The sequence below is a fragment of the Necropsobacter massiliensis genome (assembly GCF_000827595.2).
In the GTDB taxonomy this organism is placed as follows: domain Bacteria; phylum Pseudomonadota; class Gammaproteobacteria; order Enterobacterales; family Pasteurellaceae; genus Necropsobacter; species Necropsobacter massiliensis.
The window spans coordinates 97,275-120,281 of sequence record NZ_LN776183.1; the positions used below are offsets into that span (position 1 = coordinate 97,275).

General features: G+C 48.3%; 18 protein-coding genes. 11 read left to right on the forward strand and 7 right to left on the reverse strand.

Annotated elements, in window-relative coordinates; translation table 11 throughout:
- The 8 genes from mscK (at position 1) to dnaX (ending at position 11,117) form a co-directional block, all read left to right on the forward strand.
- Positions 1 to 3,318, forward strand: a complete 3,318-nt coding sequence (mscK, locus tag BN3349_RS04375) for a mechanosensitive channel MscK (protein WP_040976160.1) — start codon at positions 1 to 3, stop codon at positions 3,316 to 3,318.
- A gap of 10 nt (positions 3,319 to 3,328) precedes the next feature.
- On the forward strand, positions 3,329 to 4,411 hold the full coding sequence (gene aroC, locus BN3349_RS04380; RefSeq protein WP_040976161.1) for a chorismate synthase: 1,083 nt from the start codon (positions 3,329 to 3,331) through the stop codon (positions 4,409 to 4,411).
- The gene (gene mepA / locus BN3349_RS04385) at positions 4,408 to 5,265 is read left to right on the forward strand and encodes a penicillin-insensitive murein endopeptidase (RefSeq protein WP_040976162.1); all 858 of its coding nucleotides are present in this window, start codon (positions 4,408 to 4,410) and stop codon (positions 5,263 to 5,265) included. Before aroC ends, mepA begins: the two co-directional genes overlap by 4 nt.
- An 87-nt stretch (positions 5,266 to 5,352) precedes the next feature.
- Positions 5,353 to 6,678 (forward strand): cation:dicarboxylate symporter family transporter, encoded by a 1,326-nt coding sequence (locus BN3349_RS04390; RefSeq protein WP_040976163.1) that lies wholly within the window; start codon positions 5,353 to 5,355, stop codon positions 6,676 to 6,678.
- Between the two features lie 2 nt (positions 6,679 to 6,680).
- Complete coding sequence (locus BN3349_RS04395; protein ID WP_040976164.1) at positions 6,681 to 7,448, forward strand: TSUP family transporter; 768 nt, start codon at positions 6,681 to 6,683, stop codon at positions 7,446 to 7,448.
- A gap of 15 nt (positions 7,449 to 7,463) precedes the next feature.
- Positions 7,464 to 8,420 carry a lauroyl-Kdo(2)-lipid IV(A) myristoyltransferase gene (gene lpxM, locus BN3349_RS04400; RefSeq protein WP_040976165.1) on the forward strand — a complete coding sequence of 319 codons (957 nt, stop codon included), beginning with the start codon at positions 7,464 to 7,466 and terminating at the stop codon, positions 8,418 to 8,420.
- Between the two features lie 84 nt (positions 8,421 to 8,504).
- Positions 8,505 to 9,047 carry an adenine phosphoribosyltransferase gene (gene apt / locus BN3349_RS04405; RefSeq protein ID WP_040976166.1) on the forward strand — a complete coding sequence of 181 codons (543 nt, stop codon included), beginning with the start codon at positions 8,505 to 8,507 and terminating at the stop codon, positions 9,045 to 9,047.
- Between the two features lie 21 nt (positions 9,048 to 9,068).
- Positions 9,069 to 11,117: a DNA polymerase III subunit gamma/tau gene (gene dnaX / locus BN3349_RS04410; RefSeq protein WP_040976167.1), complete on the forward strand. Its 2,049-nt coding sequence runs from the start codon at positions 9,069 to 9,071 to the stop codon at positions 11,115 to 11,117.
- 218 nt (positions 11,118 to 11,335) lie between these two features.
- Here the strand turns inward: dnaX and BN3349_RS04415 are convergent, their stop codons facing one another.
- The gene (locus tag BN3349_RS04415) at positions 11,336 to 12,649 is read right to left on the reverse strand and encodes a cation:proton antiporter (protein WP_040976168.1); all 1,314 of its coding nucleotides are present in this window, start codon (positions 12,647 to 12,649) and stop codon (positions 11,336 to 11,338) included.
- A gap of 141 nt (positions 12,650 to 12,790) precedes the next feature.
- Here BN3349_RS04415 and BN3349_RS04420 point away from each other — a divergent pair, with 141 nt between their 5' ends.
- Positions 12,791 to 13,672: an endonuclease/exonuclease/phosphatase family protein gene (locus tag BN3349_RS04420; RefSeq protein WP_040976169.1), complete on the forward strand. Its 882-nt coding sequence runs from the start codon at positions 12,791 to 12,793 to the stop codon at positions 13,670 to 13,672.
- On the opposite strand, the gene BN3349_RS04425 is transcribed toward BN3349_RS04420, so the two are convergent.
- On the reverse strand, positions 13,653 to 14,003 hold the full coding sequence (locus BN3349_RS04425; protein ID WP_040976170.1) for a RidA family protein: 351 nt from the start codon (positions 14,001 to 14,003) through the stop codon (positions 13,653 to 13,655). The two genes, BN3349_RS04420 and BN3349_RS04425, sit on opposite strands and share 20 nt — an antisense overlap.
- Positions 14,004 to 14,107: 104 nt before the next feature.
- Between BN3349_RS04425 and BN3349_RS04430 the strand changes: the two genes are divergently transcribed.
- Both BN3349_RS04430 and BN3349_RS04435 read left to right on the forward strand, forming a co-directional pair.
- On the forward strand, positions 14,108 to 14,821 hold the full coding sequence (locus tag BN3349_RS04430) for a YwiC-like family protein (protein WP_040976171.1): 714 nt from the start codon (positions 14,108 to 14,110) through the stop codon (positions 14,819 to 14,821).
- A gap of 12 nt (positions 14,822 to 14,833) precedes the next feature.
- Positions 14,834 to 15,562, forward strand: a complete 729-nt coding sequence (locus tag BN3349_RS04435; RefSeq protein ID WP_052461928.1) for a tetratricopeptide repeat protein — start codon at positions 14,834 to 14,836, stop codon at positions 15,560 to 15,562.
- Between the two features lie 45 nt (positions 15,563 to 15,607).
- Here BN3349_RS04435 and parC read toward each other — a convergent pair whose 3' ends face one another.
- From parC to BN3349_RS04460, 5 genes are all read right to left on the reverse strand, one after another.
- Complete coding sequence (gene parC / locus BN3349_RS04440; RefSeq protein WP_040976172.1) at positions 15,608 to 17,863, reverse strand: DNA topoisomerase IV subunit A; 2,256 nt, start codon at positions 17,861 to 17,863, stop codon at positions 15,608 to 15,610.
- A 60-nt stretch (positions 17,864 to 17,923) separates the two neighbouring features.
- On the reverse strand, positions 17,924 to 19,021 hold the full coding sequence (locus BN3349_RS04445) for a multicopper oxidase domain-containing protein (protein ID WP_040976173.1): 1,098 nt from the start codon (positions 19,019 to 19,021) through the stop codon (positions 17,924 to 17,926).
- 16 nt (positions 19,022 to 19,037) lie between these two features.
- Positions 19,038 to 20,936 (reverse strand): DNA topoisomerase IV subunit B, encoded by a 1,899-nt coding sequence (gene parE / locus BN3349_RS04450; RefSeq protein ID WP_040976174.1) that lies wholly within the window; start codon positions 20,934 to 20,936, stop codon positions 19,038 to 19,040.
- Positions 20,937 to 21,129: 193 nt separating this feature from the next.
- On the reverse strand, positions 21,130 to 22,446 hold the full coding sequence (gene argA, locus BN3349_RS04455) for an amino-acid N-acetyltransferase (protein WP_040976175.1): 1,317 nt from the start codon (positions 22,444 to 22,446) through the stop codon (positions 21,130 to 21,132).
- 131 nt (positions 22,447 to 22,577) lie between these two features.
- Positions 22,578 to 22,841: a GrxA family glutaredoxin gene (locus BN3349_RS04460; RefSeq protein ID WP_032108781.1), complete on the reverse strand. Its 264-nt coding sequence runs from the start codon at positions 22,839 to 22,841 to the stop codon at positions 22,578 to 22,580.
- Positions 22,842 to 23,007 lie beyond the last annotated feature (166 nt).

Consider the following 23,007-nt stretch of genomic DNA (forward strand, 5'->3'; position numbering starts at 1 on the left):
ATGAAACGAAGTAGTATTTTTTTCAGCTTATTATGTATCGGGCTGTGGCTTGCATTCAGCCATAACAGTTTTGCGGATGTGCCGACCGAAAGTGCCGTTCAGGAGCAGCTTGTGGCGGCAAAAGAAAAAGATCAAACCGATGCGGCGAATAAAGCGCTGGTGCAGAATCTGCAAGATACGCTGGATTTATTGAGTAAAATCAGCAAACAAAAAGAAGATAACAAGGCGCTGGATACGGCGATTAACAACGCGTCGAAAGCCACTGCGGCGGCACAGGCCTCGGTGGATAAACTGAAAAGCACCAGCGCGCCGACCGTTGCACAACTTGCTAAATTATCGCTGACGGAGCTACAAAATCAGTTAACCGCGGTACAGCAGAGCTTACAACAGGTGCAAACGGATTTAACCAATATTAACGGGCAGCTGGTTAATCAGCGTTCCGCTCCGGATCGTGCTCAGACCGTATTAAGTAATAATTTGATCCGCTCGCAAGAAATTGAGAAATTGCTGTTTAATACTTCCATTGATCCGACGGAAAAAAACAAATTGGAAACCGAAGCGGCGCTCATCAAGTTGCAGAACGCGTATAATCAGGCATTATTACAGGGTAATAATGAGCTGACCGCACTCTATACCATTCAGTTAGAAGAAAAAAATCTGGTTCAGCAGCAACTGAAAACTAAACAGACGGTGTTACAAGAAATCGTTAACGAAAAAAATCTACAAGAAACCCGCCAGCAGGCGGAGCATTTACAGCAGGACGGCAATAACAGCACTAATCCGTTGCTGGCGGAACAACAGAATTTCAATCTGGCTATCAGTCAGGATCTGGTTAAACAAACTGCCCAGTTAAATACGATGACGCAGGATAATCTGCGCATTAAAAGCGTGCTGGATAACTTGCAGCAAACCGAGCGCAATATTAACGAGCAGATCAGCGCCTTACAGGGAACGCTGGTACTTTCCCGCATTATCAACAAGCAAAAACAATTACTGCCGCAGGATCAAATGATCAGTGGATTGGCCAAGCAGATCACTGAATTGCGGGTGAAAATTTTTGATCTGACTGAGATCCGCGACAATTTATATGATACGAAAAGCTATATTGCCGATTTGGAAAAGAAAAATAACGCGAATCTGACCGATACTGAACGCGCGCAGTTGACCAATATATTACAAGAACGGCGTAAATTGTTGTCGGATACAATTACAACGCTGAACAATCAGCTCAATCTGGCGATTAATATCGAGCTGAATCAGCAGCAGGTTACCGCTATCAGCGATACCTTGCAGGATAAACTACAGCAGCAAAGCTTCTGGGTAAAAAGTAATTCGCCCATCGATTTAGACTGGCTGACGAACTTTTTACCGCGGGTGCAGTTTCAGTTTAAGGATATCGGCACTCTGATCAATTTTTCCAACTGGAAAGACAATCTGCTTCCCGCTGCGGTATTGATTGTTTTTTTATCGTTATTAACCGCACTTATTCGCTGGCGCAAAACCAAAATTAAGCAGCGGTTAAGCTATATTAACAGCAAAATCAATACGTTGACCGGAGACAGTCAGCGCTATACGCCGGAGGCAATTTTCTGGACATTGATTCTGTGTCTGCCAAGTACGTTGTTATTTTTATCTGCCCTGATTCTGATTACATTTATTTGTTTTGAGAATCCGGGGAATTTCTGGTGGTGGTCGCTGAAGATGTCCGGCTATTGGCTATTTTTCGCCTTTATTCTGGCGATGTTGCGTCCGAACGGGTTGGCTTACCGCCATTTCAATATGCCGCTGAAAAATGTCGAAATTTTTTCTTCCGTACTGAAACGTTCGGTATGGATTTGTGCATTGTGGCTGAACGCGTCGATATTTACGCGCCTGGATGCCGGTATTACCAATGATGTGATCGGGCAAGTGTTGACCATTTCAATTCTGATTATTTCACTGTTTATTGTCGGACCGCGCCTGCGTTACGCGGTGCGGGCTTACCAAAGCAGTCAGGAAGAAAGCGGTGGACAAGAGTTTCTGTTTAAATTTGCGCGGCTGTTGCTGGTTTTTGCGCCGATAGCTTTAATTATCCTGATTATTATGGGATATTACTATACCGCGTTGATTTTAATGGATCATTTAATGTCGTCCTACTTCGTTTTCGTTGTTTGGATGGTGCTGCGCGATGTGATTTACCGCGCGTTTACAGTTTCTGCTCGTCGTTTGGCGTATCGCCGCATTCAGGAAAAACGTGAGCAGCTACAGGCGCAAAAAGCCGAAACCGATGACGGCGAAGTTAATTTAGATGTTCAGCCGGAAGAAGTCATGGCGATTTCGCAAGTGAAGGCGCAGGTCGGGCGGGTAACCGATTTGTTGCTGTGGGTCGGCTTATTCGGGCTGTTGTATTGGGTTTGGTCGGATTTAATCGCAGTCGCTTATTATTTGGAAGGCGTTACCCTGTGGCAGCAAAGCGTGGTGACGGATTCCGGCACGGTGATGGAGTCCATTACTTTATTGAACCTGCTGCTGGCGACGGTGATATTAATTGCCACTTATGCTTTAGTGCGTAATATTTCAGGGCTACTGGAAGTGTTGATTTTTTCCCGTTTCAGTTTTTCGCAGGGCACGCCTTATACAATCACTACATTGCTGATCTATTTTATTATTGCGATTGGTGCCGGCAGCGCCTTTGCGACGCTGGGAATATCGTGGTCGAAGCTGCAATGGCTGTTTGCCGCCTTGTCCGTCGGTCTCGGTTTCGGTTTACAGGAAATTTTCGCCAATTTCGTGTCCGGTATCATTATTTTGTTTGAACGTCCGGTGCGTATCGGTGATGTGGTGACCATCGGCAGCTATTCCGGTACTGTGTCGAAAATCCGTATTCGTTCCACCACCTTGATTGACTTTGATAAAAAAGAAGTGATTGTACCGAATAAAGCCTTTGTCACCGAGCGCATCGTCAACTGGGCGTTGACCGACTCCATGACCCGCGTACTGGTTAATGTCGGGGTGGCTTACGGCTCCGATCTGGAACTGGTCAGAAAATTATTGCTACAGGCGGCAAATGAATGTGATCGTGTGTTGAAAGATCCTGAACCGATGGCATACTTCTTATCTTTCGGCGCCAGCACGCTGGATCACGAGTTGCGCGTTTATGTGGGTAAAATCGGTGACAGAACTCGCACAATAGATTATCTGAACCGCCGTATCGATCAGTTATTTGCAGAAAATAATATTGATATCGCCTTTAACCAGCTGGATGTATTTATTAAAAATCCGTCAACTAGCGAGGAAGTTCAGGTGGCATCGGAAAAACCGGGTGTAATAAAAAATTAAGGAAGCAAACATGGCAGGCAACAGTATAGGACAAGTGTTTCGCGTCACGACTTTCGGTGAGTCGCACGGTATTGCGTTAGGCTGTATCGTTGACGGCGTTCCGCCGGGATTGGCGTTATCGGAACAGGATATTCAGCCGGATTTGGATCGTCGTAAGCCGGGTACCTCCCGTTACACTACTGCGCGGCGTGAGGATGATACCGTACAGATTTTATCTGGTGTGTTTGAGGGCAAAACCACCGGCACCAGTATCGGTATGCTGATCCGCAATGCGGATCAGCGCTCGCAGGATTACGGCGAAATCAAAGATCGTTTTCGCCCGGGACATGCGGATTATACTTATCAGCAAAAATACGGCTTGCGCGATTATCGCGGCGGCGGGCGTTCGTCCGCACGCGAGACCGCCATGCGGGTGGCTGCCGGAGCGATTGCGAAAAAGTATCTGCGTGAACAGTTCGGTATTGCGGTACGCGGTTATTTGTCGCAGATTGGTTCGCTGAAGATCGACTCGCGCACCGTAGAAAATATTGCCGCGATTGATTGGGCGCAGGTGAACGCCAATCCGTTTTTTTGCCCGGATCCAAGTGCGGTGGAAAAATTTGACGAATTGATTCGCGCGCTGAAAAAACAAGGTAATTCCGTCGGTGCGAAACTGACGGTGGTGGCGGAAAATGTGCCGGTCGGATTAGGCGAACCGGTATTCGACCGCTTGGACGCGGATCTTGCTCACGCATTAATGGGTATCAATGCGGTCAAAGCCGTTGAAATCGGCGATGGTTTCGCCGTAGTTGAGCAACGCGGTACGGAGCATCGGGATGAAATGACGCCGGCGGGATTTTGTTCCAATCATGCGGGCGGCATTCTCGGCGGCATCAGTTCGGGACAACCGATTATCGCTACTATCGCATTAAAACCTACCTCCAGCATTACCATTCCGGGACGTTCGGTGAATCTGGATAATCAGGCGGTGGAAGTGGTGACGAAAGGTCGTCATGACCCCTGTGTCGGCATTCGTGCAGTGCCGATTGCCGAGGCAATGACGGCTATCGTATTGCTGGATCATTTACTCAGATTTAAGGCGCAATGTCGATGAAAGCATATTTGAAAGCGGTAGTAAGTGCGGTGGTTTTTTTCGCAGTTTTTTGTTTTCCGACCGCAATAGCGGCGCCGCAGGATTGGCAGCAGGTTAAACGCCCGATTCCTGGTGAGGCGACACCGGTCGGCTCTTATAGCAACGGCTGCATTATCGGCGCGCAGGCATTGCCGTTTAACGGCGACGGTTATCAGGTGATTCGTACGGCGAAAAACCGTTATTACGGTCATCCCGATATGATTGCCTATTTGCAACGGCTGGGGCAGAAAGTCAAAGCGGCGGGCATGCCGACCATGTTAATCGGCGATATTGCAATGCCAGGCGGCGGTCGTTTTCTGACCGGGCATGCCAGTCATCAAATGGGGCTGGATGCGGATATTTGGTTGCGTATGGGAAGTTTATCCGCAAAAGACGCACAGAATCCTGCCGGTATGGGATTGCTGGTGGTTAATCGCAAGGCACAACGCGTGGATGAGCGTTTATGGAATGAGAATCACACCAATCTGATTCGACTGGCAGCGCAAGATAAACAAGTGAGTCGAATTTTTGTCAACCCGGCAATTAAACTGAAATTGTGCCAAACCGTGACCGGCGATCGCGGCTGGTTGCGCAAAATCCGCCCGTGGTTCGGACACGACTCCCATTTTCATGTGCGCCTAAGCTGTCCGCAAGGTGCCGCCTATTGTGAAAATCAGGCGCCGGTGCCGGCCGGTGACGGTTGCGGTGATGAGTTGTATTCTTGGTTTGAACCGAAGCCTTCGGTTGTGCCGAGTAAACCGAAAGTGCTGCCACCGGAACCGATTTTATGTCAGCAGGTGCTGAACGCACCGAATCGCAGCGAGTGGTTGGAGTAACATTAACATTTCGGCATGGCATTGAGGCTAAAAAAGTGTTGTGTAGTTGGCAACATTGCCGTGAGTTAACATGGAAGGGGGAGAAGGATGGTTATTTTGAATTTGATGATTTTTGTTGCCTGCCTGTTTTTGTTGGGCGTGGTGTACAACAAAACACAAAAACTGGGACAAACGGTTTTTTTAGGTTTAGTGTTAGGTTTGCTGGGCGGCGCGTTATTGCAGCTTTTTGCCACGGCGCAGAGCATTAAAGACAGTTTGGAATGGATTAATTTGGTCGGTGGCGGCTATGTGCGTTTGTTGCAGATGATTGTCATGCCGTTGGTGTTTATTTCTATTTTATCCGCCATCACGCGCTTAAATCAGGCCGGTTCGCTCGGCAAAATCAGCTTTAGCGTAATTTCCGTGTTATTAGTAACCACCGCCATTGCAGCAGCCATCGGGATTGCTATGGTGTATTGGTTTGATGTGTCCGCACAAGGGCTGATTGCCGGTGAACGCGAACTTGCCGCACAGGCAAGGGTGGACGGTAAAGTCGAGCAAATCAGCGGGATGACTATTCCTGCCATGTTGCTTTCGTTTATTCCGAAAAATCCCTTTGCGGAACTGACCGGCGCCAGTCCGACATCCATCATCAGCACGGTGATTTTTGCCGCTTTTTTAGGGGTGGCGGCAATCAGTTTGCGTAAAGAAAACCCGCCATTGGGCGAACGTATCGGGCAGGGCATTGATACCTTGAATCAGTTGATTATGCGTCTGGTGCGTTTTGTCATCCGGTTAACGCCATATGGGGTGTTTGCGTTGATGATTAAAATGGCGGCTACGTCAAAATGGGCGGATATTTTAAGCTTGGGTAATTTTATTGTTGCGTCTTATGCAGCGATTTTATTGATGTTTGTGGTACATGGCGTTTTACTGGCGTTGGCTGGCATCAACCCGATACATTACTACCAACAAGTGTTGCCGACGTTAAGCTTTGCTTTTTCGTCCCGTTCAAGTGCGGCAACGATCCCGTTAAATATTGAAACTCAAATCAATAAACTCGGTAACAATAATGTGATTGCAAATTTTGCCGCGACCTTCGGCGCGACTATTGGACAAAACGGTTGCGGCGGCATTTATCCGGCAATGTTGGCGGTGATGGTGGCGCCGACAGTCGGCATCGACCCGTTCAGTGTGCAGTATATCGCCACATTGATTTTGGTGGTGGCGATTTCTTCCGCCGGTATTGCCGGTGTGGGCGGTGGTGCGACTTTCGCGGCGATTGTGGTGTTGTCAACCTTAAATCTGCCGTTGGCATTGGTGGGATTGTTGATTTCCATTGAACCGCTTATCGATATGGGACGAACCGCACTGAATGTGAATGGCGCCATGGTGGCGGGAACATTAAGTCATAAATGGTTGGCAGGAAAATAGTTATGCCGGAACTCAGTATTGACATCATTATGCTTTTATTCGGCGTGGCATTTATCGCCGGTTTTATTGACGCTATCGCCGGTGGTGGCGGACTGATTACCATTCCGGCTTTATTGATGACCGGTATGCCGCCCGCCATGGCATTGGGTACTAATAAATTACAGGCTTGTGGCGGTTCTTTTTCCGCCAGTTTGTATTTTTTGCGCAGAAAGACCGTAAATCTCAAGGAAGTCTGGTTTTTATTACTGATGACCTTCATTGGCGCGGTGATTGGTACGATTCTAATTCAGGCGGTTGACAGTACATTGATCAAAAAAGTCATTCCGTTTTTGGTGCTGGCAATCGGGCTGTATTTTTTATTTACACCGAAACTTGGCGACGAAGATCGGCAAAAACGCATTTCTTATTCCGCGTTTGCCTTGAGCGCCGGGCTTGGCATCGGGTTTTACGACGGTTTTTTCGGACCGGGTACCGGTTCGCTACTGAGTCTGGCGTTCGTTACCTTGCTAGGTTTTAATCTGGCAAAGGCTACCGCACATGCTAAGGTACTGAATTTTACCTCGAATCTGGCTTCATTGATCTTTTTCCTGCTCGGCGGACAGATTATGTGGAAGGTAGGGCTGGCTATGATGCTGGGGCAGATCATCGGTGCGAATTTCGGCGCCAAAATGGTATTAAGCAAAGGCAAAGCATTAATCCGCCCGATGGTCGTCATTATGTCGTTTATTATGACGGCGAAAATGGCCTATGATCAGGGCTGGTTCGGGTAATTTGAGTGAAATAACATGGCTGAACAACAAGAAGATTTACGCTTAACCGCGCGCGCAGGCTACCAACCGCATTGGTCGTGGTCTTATTTATCGCCGCAATATTGGGGAATTTGGTGCGGTATATTGCTGCTGCTGGTATTGGCGTTTGTGCCTTATCGTCTGCGTGATAAATTGGCGGCGAAATTAGGGGGGATTGTTGGGCGCAAAGCCAAAAAGCAGCGTCACCGTGCCGCGGTTAACCTGCGTTATTGTTTTCCGCACTGGCAGGCGGAAAAACGCGAACAAGTCATTGACGCCATGTTTGTGACTGTCGCCCAAGTGATGCTGGGAATCGGTGAAATTGCCGTACGCTCGAAAAAACATTTACAGGCGCGCAGCGAATTTATCGGTCTTGAACATATTAAACGGGCGAAAGCCGAAGGGCATAATATCATTTTAATGGTGCCGCACAGCTGGGCGATTGATGCCTCCGGCATTATTTTGCACACGCATGGCATGCCGATGACGTCTATGTATAATCCGCACCGTAATCCGCTGGTGGACTGGCTGTGGACCATCACCCGCCAGCGTTTCGGCGGCAAGATGCACGCCCGCCAAAACGGCATTAAACCCTTTCTCAATACGGTGAAAAAAGGCGAAATGGGCTACTATTTACCCGATGAAGATTATGGCGCCGAACTGAGCGAATATGTGGATTTTTTTGCCACTTATAAAGCCACATTGCCGGGGCTGAATAAAATGGCGAAATTAGCTAAAGCGGTGGTCATCCCGATGTTTCCACGTTATAACGCGGCATGCGGAAAATATGAAATGGAAATTCATCCGGTGATGAATTTAAGCGATGATCCGGCACAATCGGCACGGGCGATGAACCATGAAATTGAACGCTTTGTTACGCCGACGCCGGAACAATATGTGTGGATTTTACGCCTGCTGAAAACGCGAAAAAACGGCGAGGATATTTATCGTTAAATCACATAATCTGTGATACTATTTGCGCCGGTTTCTTTTAGATAAAAAGTCGAAAATTTTCGACCGCACTTTTTAGGTAATATGATGAACAACCCATTAGAACTGATTAAATCATCGATCAAATCCATTCCCGATTATCCGAAAAAGGGAATTATTTTCCGGGATATTACCGGACTGACGGCAGTACCCGCCGCATTTAAAGCCTCAATTGATTTACTTGTCGCACAATATCGCGATAAAGGTATTAGCAAAGTTATCGGCACCGAAAGTCGCGGTTTTATTTTTGGTGCGCCGGTGGCGCTGGCGCTGAACGTGCCTTTTGTGTTGGTTCGCAAACCGGGCAAATTGCCGCGCGAAACTCTTTCTCAATCTTACCAGTTGGAATATGGCGAAGATACGCTGGAAATTCATACGGATTCCATTGTCGCGGGCGATAACGTATTGATTATCGACGATTTGCTGGCAACCGGTGGCACGGTAGAGGCGACGGTGAAACTGGTTCGTCGTTTGCACGGTGAAGTAAAACACGCCGCATTTGTGATTAATTTGGCGGATCTCGGCGGCGAGCAACGTCTGCATGAGTTGGGTGTTGAACCTTTTACGCTGGTGGATTTTCCGGGACATTAATTTGCACAGGAAGGACGGGCAATGAGTTATCAGGTATTGGCAAGAAAATGGCGACCGAAAAATTTCGCTGATGTTGTCGGGCAGGCGCATATTCTGACCGCACTGTCCAATGGTCTGAAAGAAAACCGTCTGCACCATGCTTATTTATTTTCTGGTACGCGTGGTGTGGGCAAAACCTCCATTGCGCGCCTGTTTGCCAAAGGACTGAACTGTGTCAACGGCGTGAGCGCCGAACCTTGCGGTGTGTGCGAGCATTGTAAAGCGATTGAAGAAGGGCGGTTTATCGATTTGATCGAAATTGACGCCGCCTCGCGCACCAAAGTAGAAGACACCCGCGAGCTGCTGGATAATGTACAGTATAAACCGGTGCAGGGACGCTATAAAGTGTATCTGATCGATGAAGTACATATGTTATCCCGCCATTCTTTTAATGCGTTGCTGAAAACGCTGGAAGAGCCACCGGAGTATGTCAAATTCCTGCTTGCTACCACCGATCCGCAAAAATTGCCGGTGACTATTTTATCCCGTTGTATTCAGTTTCATTTGAAAGCATTAGAGCGGGAGCAAATCGCGCATCATCTGGCGCGCATTTTGCACGCGGAAAATATTCCTTTTGAGGCACTAGCGCTGGATAAACTGGCGAAAGCCGCGCAGGGCAGCATTCGCGACAGTCTGAGTTTAACCGATCAGGCGATTGCCATGAGTAACGGCAATATTACCCTTGAGATCGTCAATACCATGCTGGGGCTACTTAGCGACGATCAACCGATTGAGATTTTATACGCGCTGCAACAAGGCAATGCGGAAGCCTTGATGAAAGGCATTCAGTCGGTCGCTGATAAAGGCGGCGATTGGGATGAATTACTCAGTGCGGTCGCCGAAATGCTGCATCATATCGCGATGCAGCAATTATTACCGCAAGGGCAGATTCGCGATGAAAGCCCGCTTGGTTTTTTAGCTAAACATATTGCGCCGGAAGATGTGCAGTTTTTTTATCAGATTATTGTTTCCGGACGCAAAGAGCTGCCGTTTGCGCCGAACCGTCGTGCCGGTGCGGAAATGATTTTAATGCGCGCGCTGGCATTTCACCCGAAATTGTTAAATGAAACGCCTTCTGCCGATACAACAACGCCTGCCCCAGCGGCAGACGCACCGAAAATGCAGCAGTTGCTGGATGTGCCGGTACTTTCGCAAAACATTAAAGCCAAATATCAGCCGCAAACCGCCGCGCGCCGAACAACGCAGGTTTTCAGCAGTGCTACATCGGATGCGCTAGAGGCATTAGAACAACTGTCGAAACCTGCGACAAGCGCACCGGACAGCGTAAGCGAAAAAAAAAACCGTAATGTAGCCTCCGAGTTGCCGCCGGCGCAGTCAATGGTGTTGCCGGTGGTTGAACCAACCGGCAGAAAAGCGCCTCCTACGACATCCCAACGCGAGAATGCCGATTCGGCGTCGGATTCTTCCCTATCGCCAACCCCTCAAGCGCAAAGTGCGGTGGAAAATACGGTAGAAAATGAAGTAGAAAACGACAGCGAAATAACCCATCTTGCCGAGAATTACCGCTGGGAATGGATTAATCCGGAAATGGCGAAAGAGCAGCAATCGGTGCGCCTTTCCGAGATTAAGCGTGCCATGTTGCAACACAGCACACCGGAACTGCAAAATCGGATTGTTACCGCCGCGCGCAAGCAGGACAGTTGGACGGATACCGTGGAAAATATCGCTGTCAGTGGGCTGGTAAAAGAAATGGCGATGCACTGTTTTCTGGTGCAGCAATCGGACCGGCAAATCAAATTAGGCTTATCTTCTGCGCATTTTCATTTAAATAAAGATAAAACTCGGCAAATGTTGGGTAAGGCGCTCAGTGAGTTTTATGGTGCGGAGATTGATTTGACGATTGAAGAAAACAATGATTCGACCAAGTTGACGCCACAGGATTACCGCAATCGAGTTTATCATGAATTCAGTGAGCAGGCGAAACAGGATTTGCAGGCGGATGCAAAACTCGGCTTATTACAGCAAGAATTTGACGCACAATTGGATCTCGGCAGTATCCGCCCGGTGTAATAGGCGGGTCTCATTGTCGCTCAGACAGCCGTTAAGATAGCTACGCCAAGCTGGTCGTAAGGTAAAAGGTAGTAGCTAAGGTAAAAAGTGCGGTGTCATTTTCGTCTGAATTTAAGCGCTTTTCTCGCCCCGCGCGATGCGACTATCAATTTTCGATTAAAAAGTCATCTAAAAAAACCTTCCGCAACGGGAAGGTTTTTTCGTCGATTTGAAACTCGCTATTGATTTTTATGATGTAAATCCACATAACCCCGTTGCTGCAAGGTGACTTCCTTGGATTTTTTCACCATGGTTTCAATGGTAGTGCCTTGCACTAAAATAGAAAACATCACCACCGCATAGGTCATCACCAGCAGCAGATCGCGCACATTCATACCGATTTCCGGCATAAACAGGCTTTCGGCGGGAATCGACAGCGCCATTGCCAACGATAGTCCACCGCGCAGTCCGCCCCAAGTCAGAATGCGCAGCGTATAAGGATTGTAAGTGGTTTTCAGACTCAGCAGTTTAAACGGCATCCAGACACTAAGATAGCGGCAGAGCAGACATACTGGAATGGCGATAAGGCTTAGCGCAATCCCTTGCGTAGTAAAGCTGACCAGCAACATGGCGGAGCCTATCAGCAGAAACAGTAACGAGTTAAGAAAATGGTCGATCATTTCCCAGAAGTGATCCAGATAATGTTGGCTTTGCGTAGAAAAGCCGGTGTGTCTTGTCCAGTTTCCGATCATAATGCCGGCAACCACCATTGCCAGTGCGCCTGAAACCTGTAGCAGATTTGCCAGCATAAAGCCGGCGGTGGGAATGGTGAGCGTCAGCAGAATTTCCAGACTGCCGTCATCGGTGGCGGAAATCAAAAAATGTGCGACCAGCCCCAGCACCAAACCGAATACAATGCCACCTACCGCTTCAATCAGAAATAATTCGCTAATGCCTTCCACGCTGGGTTCTCGCCCGCCGAAAGCCACCGCAAAAACTGTGGTGAAGATCACCAGCCCTACGCCGTCATTGAATAGGGACTCGCCTTCCACTTTCATTGACAGTTTTTTCGGCGCCTTAAGATTTTTAATGATCGCAAGGACGGCAATCGGGTCGGTCGGCGAAATTAACGCGCCGAACAGCAAACAATAGATAAATTCAATATGCCAGCCGATTAGCCCGGTAATACCGTACAGCACGAAGCCGACCAAAAAAGTCGATGCCAACGTGGAAAATAGCGCGAGAATAGTGATTTCCCATTTTTGGCTTTTCATCACCGGCAGTTTGATTCCCAATGCACCGGCAAACAGCAAAAAGCCGAGAATTCCGTCTAACAGAAAACTTTTAAAATTAATTCGCTCCATGACAGTTCTGGCGATATCATCCAAATTGAACCAGTTTAAATAGCCCATAATCAGCAGCACTAAAGAACCCACCATGGCGGAGGCGGTGACGGCGATAGTATATTGAATTTGATCGTTGATTTTTTGGGTGATAAAACCGATAAGAATGGAAATTGCCGAGAGAAAGCAAATATAGGTATAGATACTCATAGCTAAGCCTTAATAAAAAATAAACCGAGTCAAAAAAGCTTGATGAAAGAAGTGAATAGAAAAATACAGCAAGCAATTAATTGGCGTAGTATAAGTAAACTGTTATGATTTAGAAAGCATAATTCCTGAAAATACATTGAAATGAGTAGAATAAAAACCGTTTTTCTTGCCTTGTTGCTGCTGATAGTGGCAGGTGTTGCCTATTGGTTTTACAGTATTGAGATTTATCCGACCCCGAAGATCAACTTTTCCAGCGCCGCTGCAATGAATTATCGTCCGATCGCTTTACAGGACAATGTGCAGTGTGCCGCAGCTACAGGCGCAGTCGCCCCAATTGAGCAAAATACTTTCGGGGTATTGGTTTGGAATATTCATAAAGGACAGGATCAAGGCTGGCAGCGTGCGGTGCGGCAGTTTGCACAGGGTAAAGATTTCGTTTTGTTACAGGAAGTGACTGAGCGGCAGAATATTACGGGCTTATTTTCTGGGCAATTTTCCACCGCACTTTATGTCACTGCATTTGCTTATTTGGGACAACAATCGGGCGTAAACTCGCTGAGTCGGTTTACTCCGCAGATCTATTGCGCTGGCGCTTCCGTCGAACCTTGGATTCGGATTCCTAAAGTCGGCAATGCGATGCGTTTTCCGCTGGCGGACGGGCGGCATTTATTAACAGTAAATCTGCATTTGGTGAATTTTGAGTTAAATCCGACCTATTATTACCGACAGCTAACCGACATGATGGCGCTGATTGCGCAGCACCAAGGACCGATTATATTAGCCGGAGATTTTAATTCGTGGAACGATCGGCGTTTGGCGTTGATTCGCCGACTGGCGGCGCAGTATCAATTACAGCAGGTCAATTTTACACCAGATCATCGCCTGCGCTTTTTCGGTAATCCGCTGGATTGGGTGTTTGTGCGCGGATTTAACATCCTTCAAGCGACAACATTGCAAACCTCAAGTTCCGATCATCATCCGTTGCTGCTTGAGCTGGAATTGCTTAAACCGCAGCCTGAATAACGATTTCCACTTTCCAATTCGGATCGGCAAGCCGTGCCTCGACAGTGGCGCGGCTCGGCGGATTGTCTGCATCGACCCATTCGTCCCATGCGCGGTTCATTTGCGCATAATCCGCCATATCCGCCAGAAAAATCTGCGCATTCAAAATATTGCTTTTATGAGAACCGAGCGAAGATAATAGCGTATCGATTAACGCCAGCACTTCCTGCGTTTGCGCATAAGCATCGGTATCAGTATGCTCGGGCACTTGCCCCGCTAAATAAGCCACACCGTTATGCACGCTGATTTCTGATAAGCGCCGGTTGGCATAAAAACGTTGAACTTTTGACATTTTTGTTTCTCTTAATAATAAAGGGTAAATTAACACGGAAAGATTATAGCCGTTTTCATTAAAAACGACTAAAATTCTTTTATTTTTAACCGCACTTATACAAGATGAAGTTATTAATTTCCAATCAGCATGGCGCCATTGTCATGGCACTGTTGCCGTTTTTATACGGTATGTTTTCATCGCATCCGATTTGGCAGCATATTTTTTTGCTGGCGGGCTGGTTTGCGTTATATCTGATGACATATCCGTTCCTGAATTTATTTAAGGGACGTAATTTAGCCTTTTATGCCAAATGGAGCGGTATTTATGCGGGCGCCGCGCTGATTTTGGCGCTGCCCGCTTTATATTATAATTGGCGTATTCTGTATTTTCTGGGCGCAATGTTGCCTTTCGTCCTGATTAATATTTATTTTGTTAAACAAAAAAACGAGCGCGCATTTGTTAATGATGTGGCGGGCATTATTATTTTTGCGCTGGCTGGAATGGGCGCGTATTATTTTTCGGAACGTGCATTTGACGCAACTATCTGGCTGGTGGCGCTGTATCCGACGCTGTTGTTTTTCGGCACCACGTTGTATGTCAAGTCCGTTATGCGCGAACGTAAGAATCCGCGCTATCTGCAAGTATCGATTCTGTTTCATTTGCTGTGTGTGCTCGGGTTTATCGTGGTAGGGCAATATGCTTTGGCGCTGGCGTTTGTACCGCCGTTTATGCGTGCGGTTGCGCTGCCGAAAGTCAAATTGTCGGTGAAGCAGATTGGGTTAATTGAAATGGTGATATCCTTGTGGTTTTTAGTGATATTACTGTTTGCAACTTAATGTAGAGAAATTATGAAGTTATATCGATGGTTATTATTGCTGCTTGCCGTGATCGGCGTTTATGCGCACGCACAGCAGTCGGCGGATTATCAGGAAGCTCTTGCCGAGACGGCTGATATGTCGTCAACGGAAAGTTTTACCGATCAGCAGCGGCGGAGTATGGCGCAGCTGGCGGCGAACTGCGGCGACTGGCCGAAAGTGTTTGAACTGATTTATCCGCTGGCAGAAAGAGGCGATGCCAACGCACAGGCCAATTTGGGCATTTTATATGTGCAGGGCAAAGGTGTGGCGCAGGATGCGGAAAAAGCCTATTGGTGGTTTAGTGAAGCGGCGGAGCAGGGCAATATTAAAGGCATTAATTATCTGGCGTTTTTGTATCTGGACGGATTTGGCATACAAAAGAATATTGCGCATGGCATTAAACTGTTAAAGAAAACCGCACAGGCGGGCAATCAGACTGCAATGTTTATTCTCGGCGTATTGTATTACCGTGATTTACAGGATTTTAAAAACGCGTTTATCTGGTTTGAAAAAGCCGCCAACACCGATCATAATGAATCCAAATTTCGCCTCGCTACCATGTATGAAGAAGGCAAAGGCATTAAAAAGAATGAACAAAAAGCGATTTATTGGTATCGCGAAACCTTAAAACATCCCGATCAATTCGCTGAACAGGCACAACAACGCCTGAATGCGTTGAAATCTCACGATATTAATCCGACCAATATGGACAACAAATAAAAACGGGAAAGATAATCAGGCGGACAATCACAGTCCGCCTGATTGTCACTGTGGATTTTCCGGTTCGATCACCTCAATTCTGGCATCACTGTGCAGACCGCGTGGCAGGGCGGAACCTTTGCGCCCGCGTTCGGCTCGGAATTTCTGCCAGTCTGCCGGTTTTAAGGTGATTTTGCGTTTGCCAGCGTGGAATACCAGATTGGCGTTTTCACTGATAAGGAGCAATCGAACCAGCAATTCGGTTCGGTTTTTCGCATTTGCCGCCGGAATGGAGATGATTTTGTTTCCTTTTCCTTTTGATAATTCCGGCAAATCCGCCACCGGGAAAATCAGCATACGCCCCGCCGATGTCAGCGCCACTAAAAGTGCGGTCGGATTTGTCAGGGTTAATGGCGCGAGCACCTTGGCGTTGGTCGGCAGTGAGATTAAGGCTTTGCCCGCTTTGTTGCGCGCGATTAAATCTTCAAATTTACAGATAAAACCGTAACCTGCATCGGATGCCATGAGCAAAGGCTGTGCGTCATTTTCCATTAATACCTGTTCTACCGTCGCACCGACCGGCAACGACAGTTTACCGGTCAACGGTTCGCCCTGTGAGCGGGCAGAGGGCAGCGAAAGTGGGTCGAGAGCGTAGCTACGCCCGCTGCTGTCGATAAAGACCGCCGGTTGGTTAGTTTTGCCGTAAGCGTGTGCCAGATAGCTGTCGCCCGCTTTATAGTTCAGTCCGCGCACATCAATGTCATGTCCTTTGGCACAACGCACCCAACCCATTTCCGACAGAATCACCGTGACCGGTTCGGTCGGCAGCATTTCGTTTTCGGCAATGGCTTTGGCTTCGCCACGTTCGACCAACGGTGAGCGGCGCGGGCTGGCAAAGGTTTGCGCATCCTGTTGGATTTCTTTTTTAATTAATGTGTTCAAACGACGCGCGGAATCCAGAATCGCCTGTAGATTTTGGCGTTCCTGCTCCAGTTTATCCTGTTCTGCCTGTAGTGCATGTTCTTCCAGTTTTGCCAGCTGGCGCAGACGCAGGTTTAAAATCGCTTCCGCCTGCTCATCGCTCAAATTAAAACGCTGCATCAGCACCGGCTTCGGTTTGTCTTCATTGCGGATAATCGCAATCACTTCATCAATATTCAGAAATGCAATCATTAACCCTTGTAGAATATGCAGTCGCGCCAGCACTTTATCCAAACGATGGCGCAGGCGACGGGTCACGGTGGTGCGGCGGAAACTCAGCCATTCGCTTAGAATCTGTTGCAGATTTTTTACCGCCGGTTTGTTATCTAGACCGATCATATTCATATTGACGCGATAACTTTTTTCCAGATCCGTCGTCGCGAATAAATGCGCCATCAGCGCTTCGCTGTCCACGCGATTGGAACGCGGTACAATCACGATGCGCACCGGATTTTCGTGATCCGCCTCATCGCGAATATCTTCTACCATTGGCAGTTTTTTGGCTGTCATTTGATCGGCAATCTGGGTGATGACTTTGGACGGCGAAGATTGATGCGGCAATGCGCTGATAATAATTTCACCGTCTTCTTTTTTCCACACCGCACGCATTTTGATCGAACCGCGCCCCTGCTGATAAATTTTCCGAATTTCATCTTTCGACGAGATAATCTCCGCGTCGGTCGGATAATCGGGACCTTGCAGAACAGTCATCAGCTGGTCAAGATCGGCTTGCGGATTATCCAGTAGCATCACGGCGGCGGCGGCAACTTCATTAATATTGTGCGGCGGAATATCTGTCGCCATACCGACGGCAATGCCGGTCGTACCGTTTAATAGAATGTGTGGCAGGCGTGCCGGCAGATATTGCGGTTCTTCCAGCGTACCGTCGAAATTCGGCTGATAATTAACTGTGCCTTGTCCCAGTTCGGCAAGCAGCAGGTCGGCAATGCCGGCCAGACGAGATTCCGTATAACGCATTGCAGCAAAGGATTTCGGATCATCCGGCGCGCCCCAGTTGCCTTGCCCGTCCACTAACGGGTAGCGATAGGAAAAAGGTTGCGCCATTAACACCATGGCTTCATAACAGGCGCTGTCGCCGTGCGGATGAAATTTACCCAATACATCGCCGACGGTACGCGCCGATTTTTTATATTTTGCCGTGGCGTTCAGACCGAGTTCGGACATGGCATAAATAATGCGACGCTGAACGGGTTTTAGCCCGTCGCCGATAAACGGCAGCGCACGATCCATAATTACATACATGGAATAATTGAGATAAGCGCTTTCGGTAAAATGGCGGATCGGCATTTGCTCGACGCCTTCATAATTCATTTCTGGCATAAAATTTGTTTCTGTGTAGTGTGATGACCGAAAAAGTGCGGTCGTTTTTTTCGTTATTTTTTAATGTTGGAATCCGCTGTCGGTATCGGCGTCAGGATTGCGTTTTTCATAAATTTCGTCTTTGATTTTTCCGCTGAAAATCGTCGGATTGTCCTCTCCTTCGATGATTAAGGTGCCGCGCGCGCCTTTGTCAGCGCGGAAAATCGAATGATCAATAAAGGTGTAGCGACCGGGCACCGGAATACTGACTTCCGCGATGGTCGCGCCGCCCGGCGGTATCAGCGTGGTTTGCACATGCTGATTGCGCAGAGAACCACCTTCCACATAAACGTTGTCGAAAGCTTTGCCGACTAAATGGAACGCGGAAGCCTTGTTCGGTCCGGCATTACCCACATAAAAGCGGATTTTTTCGCCGGTTTTGGCTTTCAGCGCCTGCTCTTCCGTCATGGCGCCGTAATGCCCGTTGAACACCACGTAATCAGGCAATTCATAGCCGGCTTTTTCTGGGCTGAATACTTGTAAACCTTTTTCACCGAAACTGCCGCGGGTATAAAATTCGTTTTGCACAATATAAAATTCTTTGTCTGCCGGCGCCAGTCCTTGTTTCGGTTCCACCAACATTAAGCCAAACATGCCTTTGCCGATATGAATACCGGCGCCGGGCATGGCGGCGCAGTGGTACAGATACAGACCGGGCGAGAGTACCTGAAAACGGTAAATGCTGCTATGCCCCGGTGCGGTATCACTGACCAGCGCCGTTCCTTCCGGCGCGGCGGCGGAATGGAAGTCAAGGCTGTGCGACAGTTTGGAGTTGACCGGGTTGGATAAGTGAACTTCGACCGTATCGCCTTCACGCACTCGAATAAAGGGGGCCGGGGTAGTGCCGTTAAAGGTCCAGTATTTGAACTGCACCGCCGGCATGATTTCCATGATTTTTTCTAACGCTTCCAGCCTGACCACCACTCTTGCTGGCGTGGTGCGATTGAGCGGTTTAGGCACATTCGGTGCCGCAGTCAGCTCCGCTTCGATAACGGGCAGCTCGGAAACTGCCGAATTTTCCACCGCACTTTTTGCCGGGGTTTCAGGTACAACTGCTTGAGCAGGTGCGGTAATGGCTAAAACGCTGCCGATAATGAAGGATAACAAGGTTTTTCGCATGTTTCGTTTTCTCCGTTTAAACGGTTAAGTCCACCTGATCGCCTTTGCTTTGCAGCCAATTTTTGCGATCTTCCGCGCGTTTTTTCGCCAGCAGCATATCCATTAACTCTAAGGTTTCCGTGGCGGTTTGAGTGTCCTGCTCAAAGGTCAGTTGCACCAGACGGCGGGTATTCGGATCCATCGTAGTTTCGCGCAGCTGGTTGGGATTCATTTCTCCTAGCCCTTTGAAGCGTTGCACATTGAGCTTGCCTTTTTTATTTTTCAGGCGATCCAAAATGCCTTCTTTTTCCCCCTCGTCCAGCGCATAAAACACGTCGTTGCCTAAATCAATGCGGTACAGCGGCGGCATTGCCACATGCACATGCCCTTCGCGCACCAGTTTTGGGAAATGGCGTAAAAACAGCGCACACAACAAGGTGGCGATATGCAGCCCGTCGGAGTCCGCATCGGCAAGGATACAGACCTTACCGTAGCGCAACTGAGACAGATCGTCGCTGTCGGGATCAATGCCGAGGGCGACGGCAATATCATGCACTTCCTGCGATCCCAACACTTGATCCGCTGAGACTTCCCAAGTATTCAGGATTTTACCGCGTAACGGCAAAATCGCCTGATATTCGCGATCGCGCGCCTGTTTTGCTGAACCGCCAGCGGAATCACCTTCCACCAGAAACAGTTCCGTGCGAGCGGAATCCTGTTGGCTGCAATCCGCCAGTTTACCCGGTAATGCTGGACCGCTGACCAGCTTTTTGCGCACCACTTTTTTGGCCGCGCGCAAACGCCGTTCGGCGGAGCTTATCGCCAGTTTCGCCAGTTCTTCCGCCTCCTGCACATTCTGATTCAGCCATAAGCTGAACGCATCTTTTACTACGCCGCCGACAAAGACCGCACTTTGGCGCGATGACAGGCGTTCTTTGGTTTGACCGGCAAATTGCGGGTCTTGCATTTTGATTGACAGCACATAAGCGCAGCGTTCCCAAATATCGTCGGCAGTCAGTTTTACGCCGCGCGGCAACAGGTTACGGAATTCGCAAAACTCGCGCATAGCGTCCAGCAATCCTTGGCGCAGACCGTTGACATGAGTGCCGCCCTGAATGGTTGGAATTAGGTTGACATAGCTTTCGCCGAGTAATTCTCCGCCCTCCGGCAGCCAGAGTAATGCCCAGCTGGCGGTTTCTTTGTCAGTTTTGAAATCGCCGACGAAAGGCGTGGCGGGGAGTGTTACGCTGCCTTGTACTGCTTCTTGCAGATAATCCGATAAGCCGTCTTGATACAGCCAGCTCTCTTCGGTGTTATTGATTTTGTCGATAAATTTGATTTCCAGCCCCGAACACAGCACTGCTTTGGCGCGCAGTAAATGGCGTAAACGCGTGACGGAAAAATTGCTGCTGTCGAAATATTTCGGATTCGGTTTGAAATGCACCGCAGTGCCCGTATTGCGCCGACCGCAGGTGCCGATCACTTCCAGCTCTTCAGTTTTCATGCCATTTTCAAAGGCGATTTTATAAATCTGTCCGTTACGTTTAATAGTGACGGCTACCCGATCGGACAGGGCGTTGACAACGGAAATCCCGACCCCGTGCAAGCCGCCGGAAAATTCATAATTTTTATTGGAAAATTTCCCGCCGGCGTGCAATTTGGTCATAATCACTTCCACGCCGGACACATTTTCTGTCGGGTGAATATCTACCGGCATGCCACGCCCGTTATCAATCACTTCCAGCGACTGATCTTTGTGTAAAATCACCTCAATTTTGTTGGCGTAGCCCGCCAGCGCTTCATCCACGCTGTTATCTATGACTTCTTGGGCAAGGTGATTGGGGCGGCTGGTGTCGGTGTACATACCGGGGCGCAGTTGGACTGGTTCCAGATCTTTTAACACCGTGATTTCATTTGCGGAGTAATTGTTTGTCATGTTGTTTTCTGTGCTTTAACATCAAATTTGCAGGGGATTCTAACAAAAAAACGCATGGCTTGCACCTAACAAAAAAGCGTGCATCAGCCCGTCGCCCGCTGTGCACAATCAATGTGCGGCGGGTGGTTTGGGCGCTCATGTGCGATCAGACGGGCGGCACCGACATGTTGTTCAGTGCCCGTTAAAAGTGCGGTTATTTTTCGGCGAGATTCTGAATTAAGATCTTGGAACGGCGCTGATAATTATAATTTTCCCGTTTGTATTTAGGTAAATCTTCCACGCCGGCGAGTCGGAATCCGCGTTCCTGAAACCAGTGTACCGTGCGGGTCGTCAGCACAAATAACTTGTCGATCCCGGCTTCCCGCGCGCGTTTTTGAATAGCTTCCAATAACGTATCGCCGCGTGAGGAATTACGGTAATCGGGATGCACCGCAACGCAGGCCATTTCCGCCATGTTTTCTTGCGCATAGAGATTGAGTGCCGCGCAGGCGATAATCACGCCGTCACGATCAATAATGGTGTAATTGGCAATATCCATTTCCAATTGTTCGCGCGAGCGTTTCACCAAAATACCCAGTTGTTCAAGCGGATGAATCAGCTCCAGCAGCCCCGGAATATCTGCCACGGTGGCAATGCGAATCTGTTCGGAGCTTTCCATGGAAAGCTGCGTTCCCACCCCATCGCGGGTGAATAATTCCTGTAGTAAGGAACCGTCTTCTTCATAGCTGAGCAGGTGCGAACGTTTTACTCCGGCGCGGCAGACATCAATTGCAGCCTGTAGGAAACGCGCTTGCGAACTGTGATAGCGATTTGCTTCAATCAGCGCTTGCAAATGCGCGGCGGCATCTTGCGGCAGCAGATCTGAAATCGGCATTTGTTTATCATCCAAAATCCCTTGAGTGGAAGAAAAGCCGATCAGTTTCTCCGCCTTCAGTTTAATCGCCACTTGCGTCGCGATTTCCTCAAACGGCAGATTGAAGGTTTCACCGGTAACTGAGGGCGCAATCGGACCTAATAGCACAATCGCCTCCCGTTCCAGCTGTTGTTTGATGTTTTCCGTATCAATACGGCGGATCTTGCCGCTCAGCATATAATCGACACCGTCGTCCACGCCGATAGGTTGCGCCAGAATAAAGTTGCTGCTGACCACATTGATCACCGGCGAATGAGGTAGCCGCAGTGACAAACGAGCGGAAATATCATAATGCAGTTTGCCAACCGCTTGTTTAACCAGCTCAAGGGTGCGCGGGTCGGTGATGCGGATATTTTTGTGATAAACGGATTGGATATGATGCTGCTCAAGCAGTTGATTGATCTGACAACGCGCGCCAAACACAATCACCAGCTTAATGCCGAGGCTGTGCAATAGACTGATATCGCTGATAATATTGACAAAATTAGGACTGGCGACGGTGTCCCCGTCCAGCATAATAACAAAGGTTTTGCCCCGATGCATATTGACATAAGGCGTGGATTGTCTGAACCATTGAACTAATTCTGTGCTGCGCATAACCCTTCCTATATATAATTATTCATTTTTATTGAATTTATATTCGTTCAGGTAAATATGCAAGCAAAATTTTCTTCCATATGAAAGTGCGGTGAATTTTCACCGCACTTTATTAGGCTTCAGCGCATTGTTTATGCCACAACGTTAAACTGCGCTTTCATTAAGGCTTCAAAATCCGTACAACCGCCGATTGGTTTTTCATCAATAAAAATCTGCGGCACCGTTTCCACCGGTTTACCCACGGACGCGGATAAATCCGCTTTACTGATACCTTCTGCGATAATATCCACGTAACGGTAATCGAAATCTTCCAGCGTATTTTTTAATTTTTCCGCCAAATTTTTGGCTCGAACACAATAAGGGCAGCCCGGACGCCCGAAAATAACCACGAACATAATTCATTTCCTTTTAGTGATAAAAAAATCCCAACAATTCTACCCGATTAACGGAAAAAGAATAAAGCGTTTTTCTGCATTGTTGCGATTGGTGTAATATATGAGAACGGAAAATCACTGATGGAAATTAATTATGACGGTGCAAATGAACTTAACTTAGAATTAT